Below are 15,260 nucleotides of genomic sequence, written 5' to 3' on the forward strand. Positions count from 1 at the left end.
GAGGAAGTACTCACAACGAATCGGGGACGGGGCAAGGTCGGGGCCGGTAGAAGACGGCACCCGCCTGACGCCACACGCAGGCAGTGTCGGCCCCGAAGCGCGCCGCTTTCTGCGTATTTCACGCCAGCGACTTGATAAATAGCGCCAGCCCGGCTTGGCGGGATTTAGCAAGTTCGTGGCATGAATTGCGTTTAATTGCCCGTTGCGCCTCCCCCACCATTGCTCCCCAGGCAGATCCTCGTGGCGCCACCGCCGCCCTTGGCTCCTGCTCACCCGCTGCATCCCGACGCGCCCCGATAACAATAATCAGGAGGGCCTTGCATGACCCCACTCAACGGCTATTTCACTCGACGTCGCACCCGCCTGGCTTGCACAGCCCTGGCGCTTACACCGCTGGCCCTCGCGGTCTCCCTGCAAGCACAGGCGGGGGAATTCCAGTGGGGCGAAATCAGCGGCCGCGCCAATGGCAGCGTGAGCCTCGGCGCGATCTGGAGCGCCGAGAAACCCGACGCCAACTACATCTTCCAGGGCAACGCCAACAGCATCGGCCATGGCAAACCCGGTGAGTTCAACGCGGCCGGCGCACGCAACCTGGATGACAGTCGGCTGAACTTCCACAAGCGCAACGTGGTGTCCTCCCCAGTCACCCTGCTCGGCGAGATGGAACTCAAGTGGCAGAACTACGGTGCCTTCCTGCGTGGCAAGGCCTGGTACGACTACACGCTGAGCAACCGCGAAGTCGATTTCGGCCACTCCTCCAATGGCTACCAGCCCGACAGCAAGCTGGACGACAGCCACTTCGACGAGCTGGCCAAGTTCCAGGGCATCGCCCTGCTCGACGCCTATGTCTACGGCGACTTCGACATCGCCGATCACCCGTTCAATGCGCGGCTCGGCAACCAGGTGGTGAACTGGGGCGAAGGGCTGTTCCTGCAAAACGGCATCAATGCGGTCAACCCGGTGGATGTCGCCGCCCTGCGCCGGCCCGGCTCACAGCTCAAGGAGGCGCTGCTGCCGGTGCCGATGCTCTACGGCAACCTCGGCCTGACCGACAACCTGAGCCTGGAAGCCTTCTACCAGTTGCAATGGCGCAAGAGCGTGCTTGAAGGGTGCGGCACCTATTTTTCGGCCAACGACTTCATCACCGATGGCTGCTATGGCGTGCCGCGCCTGAGCGCGGCCGTCGACCCGAATGACCCCTACGGCTACGCCAACGGGCAGATCATCGAGCGCGCCAGTGATGACGACCCGCGCAACAGCGGGCAGTTCGGCATGGCCCTGCGCTACTTTGCCGACACCATCGGCACCGAGTTCGGCGCCTACGCCATGAACATCCATTCGCGCTCACCCTACGCCAGCGTCATCACCGACACCCGCCCAGGCGGCGGTGCCGGCTGGCTGCCGAACCAGCAGGCCAGCAACGGTCGCTACTTTGTCGACTTCCCCGAAGACATCCGCATCTATGGCCTGAGTTTCTCCAGCAACATCTGGGGCACGTCGGTATTCGGCGAGTACAGCTTTCGCCCCAACCAGCCAGTGCAGTTGACCACCGGTGACCTGATCCCGGCCTTTGGTTCCCCACAGAGCCCGGGGCAGATTGCCGGTGCCATCGGCGAGAACATGACACTGGGGCAGGACGCGCTCAATGCGCCGCCCGGCTCGGTGTACAACGGCTATGACCGCCTGAAGATCTCGCAACTTTCCCTGGGGTTCATCAAGAGCCTGCCGCAGGTGCTCGGCGCCGACAGCCTCAACCTGATAGGCGAGGTCGGCATGAAGTACGTGCACGACCTGCCCAGCCTCGATCAGCGTCGCTACCTCAAGACCGAGATCTACGGCACTGACTTCGCCAACAACAGCGCCGCCGGCTGCGCGCTTGGCACCCCGATCGACAAGTACAAGAAGCTGGCCTGCTCGGCGGACGGCTACGCCAGCCAGTTCGCCTGGGGTTATCGGCTGCGTGGGCAGCTCAACTATCCAGGGCTGCTGGCCGGCATCAACGTCTCGCCCTTCCTGGCGTTCGGCCAGGACGTCAAGGGCTGGTCGTATGACGGCAACTTCGTCGAGGGCCGCCTGCTCGGCTCGCTCGGCGTGCGCACCGAATACCTGCAGAACTACTCCGCCGAATTGTCCTGGTCGAAAAGCGGCAACACGCCCTTCGCCCCGACCGACAAGGACTTTATCGCCCTCAGCCTGCGCGCAGGCTTCTGATCCGAGGTAACCATGAAAAACACCCTGCTCCGCACCACCATGGCCGGCGGCCTGCTGTGCCTGGCCAGCGCCAGTGCCCTGGCAGCGATGGCCCCCGCCGATGTCGCCCGCCTGGGCAAGGACCTGACCCCGACAGGCGCGCAGATGGCCGCCAGCGCAGACGGCCTGGTGCCCGCCTGGACCGGCGGCCTGACCACGCCACCGCCAGGTTTTGATGCCGGCAAGGGCTATATCGACCCGTTTGCCGGCGAAAAACCGCTGTACACCATCACCTCGGCGAACATGGCGCAGTACGACAAACTGCTGAGCCCCGGCTACAAGGCCATGCTCAGCAAGTACCCGGACTACAAGATGCTCGTATACCCCAGCCATCGCACCGCCGCCCTGCCCCAGGCCGAGTACGCGCAGATCGCCAGGGAAGCCGGCCAGGTCGAACTGGCCAACGGCGGCAACGGCTTGCAGCACTATGAAAAGACCAGCGTGCCCTTCCCGCTGCCCAAGACCGGTACCGAGGCGATGTTCAACCACATGGTGCGCTTCCGTGACGGCGGCTATCAGTACTACCCCACCGAAATGGTGGTGCAGGCCAACGGCAACTTCACCCCGGTTCGCCGCGAGGTAAAAGTGGCGATGGCCTCGGCCATGGGCAACCCGGAGGCCAACCGCCTGTATTACTACCTGGGCAAGGTGACCTCGCCGGAAAGCGTGGCCGGCAACCAGACCCTGGTGCATGAACCCATCGACCAGGCCGAGGAAGCCCGCCTGGCCTGGACCTACAACCCCGGCCAACGCCGCGTGCTGCGCGCACCCGAGGTGTCTTACGACTCGCCCGTACCAACCTCGGACGGCCTGCGCACCAACGACATGATCGACATGTTCAACGGCGCACCCGACAAGTACCAGTGGAAGCTGGTCGGCAAGCAGGAAATGCTGGTGCCCTACAACACCTACAAGCTGGCCGACCGCACGCTCAAGTACAAGGACCTGATCCAGGCCAACCACCTCAACCAGGACCTGGTGCGTTACGAGCCGCATCGCGTCTGGGTGGTCGAAGCCACGCTGAAACCGGGTGAGCGGCATATCTACGCCAAGCGCGTGTTCTATATCGACGAAGACAGCTGGGGCATTCTGGCCGCCGACCTGTATGACGGTCGCGGCGAGCTGTGGCGCGTACAGGAAGCCCACAGCCTGCAGCGCTACGACGTGTTGTCGGCGATCCATATCAGCGAGGTCGCCTATGACCTGCAAGCCCGCCGCTACATCACCTACGGCCTGGAAAACGAAGAGAAGCTGACCCGCTTCGGCATCCCCGCCAAACTCGATGATTTCAGCGTGGCCGCCCTGCGTCGCAGCGGCCGCTGAGTACCAGGCAACTCCATGGGCAAACCTTTGGCGGCCAGCGATGGTCGCCTTTTTTTAGGTCTTTTTCGCCAAGCCTTGGTTTTCCATTAGGCGCGCTGCACATCCCGACGTAAAATCACGCCCATGCGAAAACTCCTGCTAGGCGCCCTGGCGCTTGTTCTGATTGCCATCCTCTGTGGCTACGGGCTGTGGACCCAACAGCGCCCGGCGGGCCACTACCTGTCCGACCTGCGTATCCAGCTGGCCCTGAACCAAGGGGTGCCGGGCGACAACGGCAACCTGCTGGGTATCGAGCCGCAGCTCTACCCGGGTGACTACCAGAACCTCAAGCGCCTGCGCCGCAAGCTGTCTGCCTACCTGGAGCAAGCCCGCGCGCAAGGTCTGGTCAATGACAAGACCATCGTCGTGCTGCCTGAACACATTGGCACCTGGCTCTGGGCGCGGGACGAAAAGAAGGAGCTGTACCAGGTCACTCATCTGCGCGAAGCCTGGCAATGGCTGGAGCTGAGCAATCCGATCCGCTATGGCCTGGCAATGCTCGGCGCCGAGGGCGACGACCGCCGCGCCGACGCGCACCTGCGCATGAAGGCCGCGCAGATGGCTGAGGACTACCAGCAGCTGTTTGGTGGCCTGGCCAAGGAATTCGGCGTGACCCTGGTGGCCGGCTCCATCGTGTTGCCCGAACCCACTGTGGAGCGCGGCCAACTGCGGGCCGGCTCCGGCGCCCTGTACAACAGCAGCGTGGTATTCGCCAATGACGGCAGCATTCTCGGCGAGCCGCAGCGCCAGCAGTATCCAGACGGCGAGATGCGCCGCTTCATCCGCCACGGCGACGCCTACCCGCCGCAGGTCCTGCAAACCCCGGCCGGGCGCCTGGGCGTGCTGATCGGCAGTGACAGCTGGTACCCCAGCAACTATCAAACCCTGACCGACCAATCGGTGCAGATCATCGCCAACCCGGCGTTCATCGCCGGCAAGGGCAGCTGGAACGCGCCGTGGCGCGGCAACCGGCATGTGCCGCTGGCCGCCGAACTGCCGCTCAAGGCCGGCGACGTCAGCGAGGCCCAGGCCTGGGAGCAACTGACCCTCAACGCGCCGGCCAAGGGCATGGCGAGCATGAGTGTTTTCCTCCGTGGGCAGTTCTGGGAGCTTGCCGGCGAAGGCCTGGGCTTTGCCAACCGCGCCGGCCATCAATACAGCGCCAGCCCCGGCCAGGGTGCGCGCCTGCTGAACCTCTGGTTGTAGCCCGGTGAGCCGCCCCCGTGTGCGCCTGGGCGACCTTTCGGTCGGGTTTATCCAGAGCCTGGAAGAGACCCTGCGCCAGCTCGGCCACGACCCGACCCCACTGCTTGAGCGCTATGGCCTGCACGCCACGCGCCTGGCCGAAGCCGGCGCCCGCCTGTCGATCCCGCGCTACATGCACCTGGGGCATGCCGCCATTGCCCTGACCGGCGAGCCGGCGCTGGGCCTGCACATGGGCCGGCTCAGCCGCCTGAGCCAGGCTGGCCTTGCCGGGGTGACCGCAGCGCAAGCCCCCAGCCTGGGGGAAGCGGCCCGTACGCTGCTGCGCTTCGAGCCGCTGTATGCCGCCAACTACCGTGGCCAGTCGAGCTATCAGGAAGACCCGCACGGCGCCTGGCTGCGCTTCTATTCGATCAGCCCGTACAACGACTACAACCGTTTTGTGGTGGATTCGGTACTGGCCGGCTGGCTCGCGCAGTTGTCCGCAGTGGCCGGTGCGCCGCTACAGGCCGAGCGGGTCGACATCGAGTTCGAGGCCCCCGCCTACGCCGCGCAGTACCAGGCGCTGAGCAGCACCGGCGTGCAATTTGCTGCCGAAACCAACCAACTGCGCCTGAGCCGCGCCGCCCTGGAGCTGCGCAACCCCGCGCATTGCCCGAGCACCTGGCAGCATCTGCTGAAACTGTGTGAACACGAGTTGCTCGAGCGTACCCGCACGCGCGGCCTGGCCGAGCGCATCGCGCACCTGCTGGGGCCCTTGCTCAATGGCGGGCGGGAACCGGATCTGGAGGAAGTCGCTCGCCACCTGCAACTGCCCACCTGGACACTGCGGCGCAAGCTGGCCGAGGAAGGCACGCAGTTTCGCGCCATCCTCAACGACACGCGGCGCGACCTGGCCATGACCTATATCCGCGATACGGAACTGGCCTTTGGCGAGATCGCCTACCTGCTGGGGTTTGCTTCGGCAGAGGCGTTCCAACGCGCATTCAAGCGCTGGAGCGGGGTCACGCCGGGAGAGTTTCGCCGCAGCCAGCGGCGCTCGGCCTAGAGCTCGGTCGCGTCTTCGGCCGGCTCTGGCAGATCAAGCTCGTAGGCTTGGTATTCGAGGAGTTCTTCCTGGTAGTCGTCCATCGCCTGCTCCGTTCTGCTCATTCATGTCATCTGCTTTGAACTTCACCCTAAAGTGCCGGGGTGAAGAAAACATGACAATTGCCGTACATGAGATAAACGTAGCAGGCGCCGCGAAAATTATCCGCTGGTCAGAACGTCGCAGGTGCAGTGGCCGGGGCGGGTGCCTCCGGCGTGCTGGCTGGCGCGGGGGTGGCCGGTGCCGGCTCGACCACCGCCGGCACAGCCGGGGCAACCGGTTCGACGCTGATCGGCGCCGCAGCGGCCGGTGGTGCCACCGGCTGTGAGCCCTTGCTGTCATCGACGACGGGGGCTGCCGGCGCTTCTGCGGCAGGCACCGGCTGTGGCTGAACGCTGTCGACGACCGGCAGCGCAGCAGGTGCCTGGGCACTGGCCGGGGCTACCGAGGCGGGGTTCGGCTCGGGCACACCGAGTTCGGCGGCAGGCTGCTCAGGCGGTTTTTCCGGCGCGGCGGCTTTTTTGCTCTTGGGCTTGGGCTCCTTGGGCAGGAAGCTTTCGACCAGGGCGAAATAGCGCTCGTAGAACTTGGCCGAGGTCACGGTCTCGCTCGCCACCTTGACCATCGAGTCGTCGGAGGAGCCGATCGGCATCGACACCGAGCCCAGCACACCGACGCCAAGGCTGGCGGAGGTGTTGGATTTCTTCAGGGCGTAGCGGTCTTGCAGGGCGTTGGCAAACATGGTCGAGCGCCCTTCGCTGCCGCTGTCGGCGGCGCAGACCACGTTGAAGCTGATTTGCAGGTGCGAGTCGCCAGTCTGCTGGAAGCTCTTGTTGCCGTTGACCTGGCCACGTTCGCTGGTGGTGATGATGTAGCCCTGGCTGAGCAAGGCACGGCGTGCGGCCTCGCAGGTGCCGGCTTCACTGACGGGGAAGCTGCGCGAGAAGGTGCCCGAGTCATCAAAATTCTCGTGCTCGTAGATCGCGGCTTTTTTCGAGGAACACCCGGCCACACCCGCCAGCACTAGGGCCAGCCCGAGCGCACCGAAGACGGTTGACTTTGACATTGCACATCCTGGGAAATCGATCGGCGCCTATTGTGCATCACTTCGGTGGATCACCGAAACCGCAGTGGCGGTATCCGTAGACAAAAATCGTCCATGGGTGCCCGGGTTGCAGTGCGCTGCTGTTGCGGTTTTGGCCGTGGGCGGGCCGCTCGTCTGCTATTGCGAAGGGATTCGGCGATGGAAGTTGCTGACCGTACTCCGCTATCGAAGTGCGGTCAGCAAAAAGGCCTGCCTTAGCGTTTACGCAGTTGCTTTTCTCGTATTTCCATACGCGAGCGTCGATTCCCAGCGTGTGCGACTCGACCCGCCTTCGCCCACTTCATCCATAGCCTGAGGATTGATCAGGCTGTCTATGCCCGCCACTGTATCGCGGTAGACCTTGACTTCCAATGCCGAGCTAACCGCCGAAGGCACTTGCTTGAAAAGCTTGGCCGACCCCACCAGCATGGCCTTGGCTACAGGTCTCGTTACGCGCACCACGTTGGGGAAGTACCACTCAGCCAGTGCTGCAATTCCTTTGACCGTGTGGGCCTCACCGTTACCCAGATCGACCATGAACTCGGAGCGTGACAGCCAACCCTTGCGCTGCTGCAACACCGACTTGCTTGAAGCCCGCAGTGCCGCAGCAGCCTTGAAGCCATACCGCTTGATCTCACCCCAGCGTTTCAGCACTTGGCGAACCCCCAGGCGTACCCCCGCCTGAATTTTCTTCAGCAATTGCCCGGTTTGTGTGGCAGCCCAACGCAGCCCCTTCAGCGCTTGCTTGGGCAGGCTGGCGAAGTTACCGATGGAGGCGAACCCGAACACCATGGAGGCGATCCCCAATCGGCGAGCAGTCTCTGGGTCAGTGTCTTCGATGATTTTTCCCGCGACCTCCAATGCCAACGCCGTCAACGACAATGCAGTGGTCACGAAGAAGAACAACGAGGCGCCACCTGTACCGGCGGCCAAGGCAATGCCCATGACAGCCATGGCCGCCGACAACGCAATGCCTCGCCAGAAGCTGCCCACGGGCTGCGGCTGGGTATCGCGCAGGGTCTGGTTGAGGTCAGCGATCATCCGGTCCTCTCCCCAGCGGCTGATCATGATGTGGCCACTGGGGTCGTGCAGGTCGATGGGGTTGCAGCAATAGGCGTACTCGTTCACCCCGCCTTCACCGAACGGGCTCTTGCTGTCCGGCTGCTGGAAGCTGCGCTGGTGTGGTGAGTACGTCCGGTAGCCGTTGCCCAGGTGATAGGCATGGGTCACCGGGTCCAACCGTTCACCGTTGTAGCCTCGACGACTGTTGGCCAGCAACGCGCCATTTTCGCCAAATGCCGTGAAGGCACTCAGCTGTATATCCGCCCCCTGGCAATAACCGACAATGCCGCTGTGCGGGTCCTCCAGCAAGAACGCCGTGTGGGTCCCGGCACTGTCGCGCACTTGTTGTACCTGCGCGACGCCCAGCGCTACACGCTTGACCTCCTTGCCTTCACTGTCAAACCACACCTCGCCGCACAACTGCTCACCGTCGTAGCACAGCTCGCAAGTCTGCTTGTCGGCCGCGACATACTGCGCAGCCAGACGACCGTAGCCGTCATAGGCATATTGGCTGAGCAGCTTGCCGTCCTTGTCCTTGACCGTCTTGAGCTGGCCCTGCTCGTTGTAGGCCAACTTCTGGCCATTGGCGTTCTCCTCGAGGAAACCGTTACTGGTCCACGTCAAGGTACTGGCCTCACCATCGGTATCAACCGAACTGCACTGCGTCGGGTTGGCCGCATCGAAGGTGTAGGTCTGGGTTTGCGTTGCGTCGTCGGCATAGGTCGTGATGCATTTCTCCAGGCGCATCAAACCATCCCAGGTGAAGGCTTGTTTCTTGACCCGCTTGCCTTGCTCGTCTGCCGGGCAATCCTTGGCCTCGGCAGCTACACAGCTGTACTCGGTCAGCCGGTCGAGGCTGTCATGGCTGAAGCTCTCCTTGCGCACCTGCTTGCCGTCCCGGGTGAGGGTCTTGTCCTTGAGCAGCCCTTCAGATGTCCACTCCTGCTTCAAGCTCAAGACGCTGGCACCGTTAACCTGGTAGTCACGCGCGGTTTCCTGGCCGAAGTCGTCATAGCTGTAGCGCGTGCTCAATCGGCTGGCGCTTTGTGCGGCGACTACCGTCTGCTCCTGCAACTGCCCGGTGTCGGCATAGCGGTACTGCTGGTCGATGCCGCTTTCGTAGTGGCGCAACAGGCGCTGTTGGCGGTCGTGGAAGCTGCGCACGTAGCGGCCGTCGCTACGCAGCGCCGCCAGCACAAAGCCCGAAGTTGAACAGAGCTCCCACGCCTTGCGGGTTGCGCGTGGTGTTTTCACCTCACGCTTGAGCTGGCCGAACAGCCCCGGCAGGGTTTGGCTCTCGCTGTGGCTGCCGAACTTGAAGGCATCCACCGTGCCGCTGGCCTCATGCGTGCTGAGTGTCGTGGTTTTGCCGGTGGCGTCGTTTGCCACGCTGCTGAGCTTGGTACCGCTGATACTCAAGGTACGCGTAGTGCCGTCGTCTGTGGCCTCATGGGTCAGTTCGCGTTTGTCAGGCAGGGTGACCTTGTTGTCGGCAAATTGATAACGGCGCGTGCCGATGGTGCGGCTCTTGAGACGCGACGGCGCCGTGATTTCCTGGGTGCCCATCACGGTGTCATTGACCTTCAGTTCAATTACCTGAGTGCTCAGGCCAAAGTAGCTGCGGTTGATCTTCGTGCCGTTCGGCTGGGTGATCTGGGTTACCCGGCCCAGCTCATCGCGCTCGAACTGGAGGGTCTGTTCGGCATCTCCACTACCACGCGTGACCTTGCTCAAATGGCCATTGTGGTCAAACTCCTTGACCATTAGGGTACGTGACAGGCCGCTTGCACTTTCCTGGGTGAAGGTATGGCTGATGCCACCATCATCCAGCTGCTCACGCGTCTTGGTACGTGTCTGCAAGGTGCGCTTCCCAACACCAATGACCTCTGTGCTGGTACTTGAAATTCCAGCATAACCATAAACTTTCTCTTCTTTCCAGATACCTCTCTGGTCAAAGGTCAGTGCCTGACGCTCCCCGTTTGACTCCAACGCCCGACGCAAGCCACCGGGCCAATAGTCATAACGGGTGTGGTTGTTCAAGGTGCCCTGGCTGCTGTAGTCCATCTCGTCCAGCAGGCACCAGCGCTCAGCCCCCGTGACTTTGAGTGCTTGGGACACCTCTCGCTGAAGGCCGTCACGCAACACCCGTGTTATCCGGCCGCTATCATCGGTCGTCGTGGCGAAGATGCCTTGCTCGGTGACTTCATACACCGTGCTCAAGCTTGCATTGGCCGACGCCTTCTCGTCAGCCTTGTTCGTGCCCGGCTTGAGTGGGTAACGCTCTTCAAGGGTAACCCGGCCCAATGCGTCGTAGGTCCAGCGGGTTTCCTGCCCTTCGGTACGGCGTACCAGACGTCTGCGGGTGCGGCGGCAGCGGACCTCGGTAGCCAGGATGGATTGCGCTACCTCGCTACGGGCTTCGGTGCGCACGAGCAAGCCTTTTTCCTGCGGGTTGTCCTCCCAACTCAGCGTGTTTTTCTGAACGGATTTTTCGTTACCGAACCAGGTGGTTTTCTCGCTCGTGCTAGACCAAACGGAGACTTTGCCACCGGTGTTGCCGGTCTTGGGCTTGCGAACACTTTCGCTAAGTTTTTCATGGTGTATTACGGCAGTGGAGTAGCCTTCAGCCAGGCTGAGACCCCAGTCATCCGCATCGGCGATTACGCCATCCAGAGCGACGATATGGTTGGCCACCAACACGCTGCGTGCATTGCAGGCCCTATGCTCATAGCCGTACAAGGTCAGGCCCAAGGGTTGCCGCTTGAACTGATGCCACTGGTACTGGAACATCGCCATGATGGGTGGCTGGGCGGGCTCCTCTATGGCGGGACATGTCAGCGTTAGGGCCTTGAGCGCCTCTGCATTGACACCAGCCAAGCCATTGAGTGACAAGCCAGTACCTCCACCCTGGGGATAATACTGCCACTCGGTAATTGTTTTGTCGGGTTCGACTCGTTTGATCAACTGGCCTGAATGATTGTACGTATATTTATCATAGGTTTTGACCACCTCCCCTTCACGGTCATTGAGCCAATACCTAAAAGAGCCTACAAAATCTGCAAACAAGCTATTGAGAAACAAAAAGCGGACAGACAACTCACTACCTAAATCAGCATGCTCCAGCCGACACATCTCGCCATAAAATCCCCATTCTTTATCCCAGATTTTAGAAAATTCCACATTACTATAATCAGCCTTACGTTCACGTAAGACTTGATAGCCCAGAATGTGCATAAACACATCAGAATTATACTCACCCTCATCATCACGGCAGTCCCAGGCTTCTGCCAGAAAACTCAGAAAGTCACTGCAAAAAACCTCCCTTTCGATACCATCGACAAAGCCATAGCGCCAGTATCTTACAGAGGTATTTTTATCGCTCGCCACCAACTCACCAAACTTCTCACTCAACCTATTATAGAAATATTCGACTGAAGTACTCACCTCACTCGAACGCGAGACCTCGCGCACAGAAAAATAAAACCCGAGGAACAGATTTGTACCCCTACACTTCTCTATATCAACTTTCCCCGGATCCACACCAAGCATGGGGACCTTGAGTAGATAATTGTTTTCAGAATACTGGTAATCCGTAATTATATTTTCCTGCCCCGCCCCAGGCATGATCACGTGCCGCGTCACCCGCGGCAGGCCGGGCTGATCGGCAACAGGAAATTTCATCCCCTGCGCCTCATACGTCACTTTCTCAATCGACCCGTCCTCTTCCACCAGGCAGGTCAATATATAGTCCAGTGTCGGGTCAGCACTGTATTCACACTGAACTTTCCGTAGCGCTTTATCATTTTGCGACCGGACAATGCTCTTCAACAAATACTCAGACAACGTCAACGTCAACTGGTAACTATCCACCGTTCCCGGCCAGACATTCATCACTACTTTTTCGGAACTATAAGTGGCGCTAAACAATGAGCTGCTACCACTTTTCACCTCCACCAGCTGAAATTGACCCTTGACGCGCTTCCACGACAAGGACAATTCCTGACCGGCCGGCGAGACTATTCTCGACGGCATCAATTGATTAAACGGTCGATTCCAGTAGGCAATGCGCCCCTTGATTTCTTTTTAACTCTCGCGCCACTTTTTCAGGGCTGCGTTCCAATCCAGCTCTTGAGCAACAAAGTATAAAATCGGATTGGCAATCACCAACAACCAATCCCAGAAGCCCGTGGGCCTGGGGGGTAGCGGTTTTGTTTTATCAATAATCTGATTCAGCAAACTGATGACATCTTGACGCAACTTGTCATTCGGCTCCACGGTATCGCCACCGGGCACACTAGGTGAACTAAGGTATTCACGCCGCCCGCTGGGCAGGTCGAGAATGAACTCGCTCCAGTCACTGTTACCCGTCACCCAGCAGCCTTTCTTTTTCAGGCACTCGGCGTTACCCAACTTGGTCCATTCTTCATCGGTGAACTGAATGACCGTGCCATCGGCCAGGGTCAGGCAACGATCGCGGGGTTCCAGGCTGGCAAAGCGAAACGCCCAGCCATCGCCCAGCGCAGCTTCATTCCCGCGCAAGGCGGAGTAGTGCATGGTCAGGTCGCATACCGGGCCGTCGCCATCCAGGCCTTGCAAGGTCACCACTGGGTAATGCGCATGGAACAGTCCGGTACGTGGATCGACCCCGGTTTCCGTTGCAGCGCCGGCATCGCACACCTCGGAATGGGAGGTGTTGCCAAAGTCTTCGCACAGCGGGCTTTTGGCGACGTAGGGTGCTTGCGGTTTTGGCGTAGTGCACTCCACCGCTGTGCAATCACTCCAGATCAATTCATCGACGGCGGATGATGCGCGCGAGGAGCGCACCTTGCCCCAGTGGCCGAGCGTCATTTTCTTGTTGTTGCAGGTTGCAGGCGGGTAATAGAAATTCAGTTGATCCGCAGGCACAGACTCTGACTTGGCCGTGCATACAACCCCGTCCGCCGTCACGCGCTGGCCGAAATTGTCGCCAAACGACTCGACCCGAATACCTGCTTTATTGGCTTCGGCTGATAGGCGAAATACCCAGTGAGCTACTTCGGGTTCAGGGTCAGCCTTTTTGGACGTATCCACAGACTGCACCGCAGGCCCCTTGGCCACCACCGTCAGGGCATCCCCCCGCACCCAAAGCGTCGCCACCTCAGCATTAGCCTCAAGCGTGTCACTGCCTGCTGTCGCGGCGCTGCCCAGCCGCACATAGGGCGCCAAGGCTGAGGCCTTGAGTTTCGTGGCCAACCCACTCAGCCAGGCATCCTTGGCGCGCTCGCTCTCATCGGCCGGAACAAAGCTCAATGCCGTCTCCAGCACCTTGCCCGAAAACGCATCCTGCACGGCCAGCTGGACACTCTCGTTCTCGCCCATCTCCGCGCTGGCCTTCAGCTCACCCTGGTTCACCCAGGCCGCGACACTCAAGGTGACTGACAGGTCGGAGTCCTGAGGTATCCACAGCGCGTTGCTGGCGCTGCCGGGGGTGATAGTGCCGTCTGTACCCTTGACGCCCGCACGCAGCAGTTTGCTGTCCTGGTTCAGCGCCTTGCACAGGTCTTCAGACCACTGCGCCAAGCTCAGGCGCGCGTTGTCGACACTGAAGAAATGGTTTTCGTAGAGGCTCTGGCTGGTGATATCCCGCACTTGGATGCAGAGCTGGGTATCGGCCTCCAGCGTTTCACCGGTGATGACCAAGGCCTGCACCTGATTGGCCGCAAACGGCGCCGTGGTGAACGCCCGGTTGCGCGCACTGTAGTGCCACAGCCGCAGCGGCAAGGCGCTGGCGTCGGTTTTGAAGGCATTGTCTTTGTCGAAATTACCCAGCACCAGCGCCTTACCACCCGTTTTAACGGCGGCGGCGAATGCCTTGGGCCACTTGGCTTGGCTGCAATTGTCAGCAGTCGCGGTGAACGTGACCTGCTCCATGACACCGTCGTGCTGACGAACCAGGCAAGCGACCAAGGTTTCCCCCTCGACCAGATCACGCTCGGCCACTATCTCGCCAGGGCTGAGCCAACCGTGCTCCAGCGTGCCCAGGGTTTGCCGGGTGAAGGCACTGGTGTCCGGCAGGGCTTTATCCGCCTCGTTGGACAACACGAAACCCATGTCGCTGGGCACAAAGGGCGCAACTTGACTGGTATTGGTGCTCGCCTGGGTCGCGGTGGTCGCCATGTCATGATCCTTTTCTAATGAGGAAAGAAGGCGTATCCAACGCCTCATGACGGTCAGGCTACCTAGGCGGGCGGGGGCCTGTGACCTGGCATTTTTATCAGTTCGCTAGATCGTTTTCTGCTTATGCGATGGGTTTTCAGATGATATGAAAACGCCGGCGCGAGGCCGGCGATTGTTTGGAGATAACACACGAGAGGCAGGTAAAACTCAGCCGAACAACCCGCCTTCATCACTGTCGATCACTATCGACGAAAGGCTCACATGCCGCGGCCGGGTCAATGCGAACAGCACCGCCTCGACCACATCGCGATTGGTCCCGCGCTCGCCTTTCTGGCGCTGCGCAGCAGCCTCCCAGGCCGGTTCGGTGGGCGACACATCGTCCAGGTAGGGCGGGTGCACGCACAGCGAACGTACCGGCGTACCGGCCAACTGCTGGCTCAACCCTTCCGCCAGGGCACGCTGGGCCTGCTTGGCAGCGTAGAACGGCACAGAGACACCCTGCAGGGCCGCGTTGGGCAAGGCGCTGATCGAGCCGATGGTGAGGATGTCCGGGCGCGCCGAGCGGCGCAGCGTCGGCAACAGGCCCTGGGTGAACAGATAGGTGCCGGTAACGGCGGCGTTAATCACGCCGCTGACGGCGTCTGCCGAGTAACCCTGCTCATCGGCCTCAAGCCACATGGCGCCGTTGTTGACCAGGATATCGAGGGCAGGATGGCGACTGGTGATGGACTCTACCGCCTGGCTGACGCTGGCCGTGTCGGCCAGGTTCAGCACTACGCAATCGGCCTGCATGCCGGTGCGCTGCTCGATGGTCCCGGCGACGCCGGCCAATGCCTGCTGATCCCGACCACACAGCACCAGCGTGCAGCCTGCATCTGCCAGGCAGATCGCCAAGGCCGCGCCCAGGCCTCGCCCTGCCCCTGTAACCACTGCTACCGATCCTTGTAGTGCGCTCATGCTTCGTCCCTGGTGGATGAGTAAGCGCACTAGCATACCGCTTCGAGTTGGCTGTTGGGTGCACGATAAACACGATGTAGATACCGTCTTGCCCGTCAC

8 protein-coding genes are annotated in these 15,260 nt (G+C 61.2%); 4 read left to right on the forward strand and 4 right to left on the reverse strand.

Annotated elements, in window-relative coordinates; translation table 11 throughout:
• Positions 1-321 precede the first annotated feature (321 nt).
• The 4 genes from M5G11_RS23270 (at position 322) to M5G11_RS23285 (ending at position 5,863) form a co-directional block, all read left to right on the forward strand.
• On the forward strand, positions 322-2,211 hold the full coding sequence (locus tag M5G11_RS23270; RefSeq protein ID WP_273913996.1) for a DUF1302 domain-containing protein: 1,890 nt from the start codon (positions 322-324) through the stop codon (positions 2,209-2,211).
• A 12-nt stretch (positions 2,212-2,223) separates the two neighbouring features.
• The gene (locus M5G11_RS23275) at positions 2,224-3,573 is read left to right on the forward strand and encodes a DUF1329 domain-containing protein (protein WP_273913995.1); all 1,350 of its coding nucleotides are present in this window, start codon (positions 2,224-2,226) and stop codon (positions 3,571-3,573) included.
• 123 nt (positions 3,574-3,696) lie between these two features.
• Positions 3,697-4,818, forward strand: a complete 1,122-nt coding sequence (locus M5G11_RS23280) for a carbon-nitrogen hydrolase family protein (protein WP_273913994.1) — start codon at positions 3,697-3,699, stop codon at positions 4,816-4,818.
• 4 nt (positions 4,819-4,822) lie between these two features.
• Positions 4,823-5,863 carry an AraC family transcriptional regulator gene (locus tag M5G11_RS23285; protein WP_273913993.1) on the forward strand — a complete coding sequence of 347 codons (1,041 nt, stop codon included), beginning with the start codon at positions 4,823-4,825 and terminating at the stop codon, positions 5,861-5,863.
• A gap of 211 nt (positions 5,864-6,074) precedes the next feature.
• On the opposite strand, the gene M5G11_RS23290 is transcribed toward M5G11_RS23285, so the two are convergent.
• The 4 genes from M5G11_RS23290 to M5G11_RS23305 all read right to left on the reverse strand — a co-directional run bounded on the left by M5G11_RS23290 (position 6,075) and on the right by M5G11_RS23305 (position 15,161).
• Positions 6,075-6,968 (reverse strand): DUF2242 domain-containing protein, encoded by an 894-nt coding sequence (locus M5G11_RS23290; protein WP_273913992.1) that lies wholly within the window; start codon positions 6,966-6,968, stop codon positions 6,075-6,077.
• Positions 6,969-7,208: 240 nt separating this feature from the next.
• The gene (locus M5G11_RS23295) at positions 7,209-12,038 is read right to left on the reverse strand and encodes an RHS repeat domain-containing protein (protein WP_273913991.1); all 4,830 of its coding nucleotides are present in this window, start codon (positions 12,036-12,038) and stop codon (positions 7,209-7,211) included.
• Between the two features lie 93 nt (positions 12,039-12,131).
• The gene (locus M5G11_RS23300) at positions 12,132-14,204 is read right to left on the reverse strand and encodes a hypothetical protein (RefSeq protein ID WP_273913990.1); all 2,073 of its coding nucleotides are present in this window, start codon (positions 14,202-14,204) and stop codon (positions 12,132-12,134) included.
• A gap of 207 nt (positions 14,205-14,411) precedes the next feature.
• A complete protein-coding gene (locus M5G11_RS23305; protein WP_273913989.1) occupies positions 14,412-15,161 on the reverse strand; it encodes an SDR family oxidoreductase in 750 nt (249 codons plus the stop codon).
• Between the last annotated feature and the right edge of the window lie 99 nt (positions 15,162-15,260).

The sequence above is a fragment of the Pseudomonas fontis genome, from assembly GCF_028656955.1.
Lineage (GTDB): Bacteria > Pseudomonadota > Gammaproteobacteria > Pseudomonadales > Pseudomonadaceae > Aquipseudomonas > Aquipseudomonas fontis.

Bases quoted from the DNA above. Each gene is read 5' to 3' on its own strand.
- M5G11_RS23275 (WP_273913995.1), top strand. From the start codon at position 2,224: ATGAAAAACACCCTGCTCCGCACCACCATGGCCGGCGGCCTGCTGTGC.
- M5G11_RS23305 (WP_273913989.1), bottom strand. From the start codon at position 15,161: ATGAGCGCACTACAAGGATCGGTAGCAGTGGTTACAGGGGCAGGGCGA.
- M5G11_RS23280 (WP_273913994.1), top strand. From the start codon at position 3,697: ATGCGAAAACTCCTGCTAGGCGCCCTGGCGCTTGTTCTGATTGCCATC.
- M5G11_RS23300 (WP_273913990.1), bottom strand. From the start codon at position 14,204: ATGGCGACCACCGCGACCCAGGCGAGCACCAATACCAGTCAAGTTGCG.
- M5G11_RS23270 (WP_273913996.1), top strand. From the start codon at position 322: ATGACCCCACTCAACGGCTATTTCACTCGACGTCGCACCCGCCTGGCT.
- M5G11_RS23290 (WP_273913992.1), bottom strand. From the start codon at position 6,968: ATGTCAAAGTCAACCGTCTTCGGTGCGCTCGGGCTGGCCCTAGTGCTG.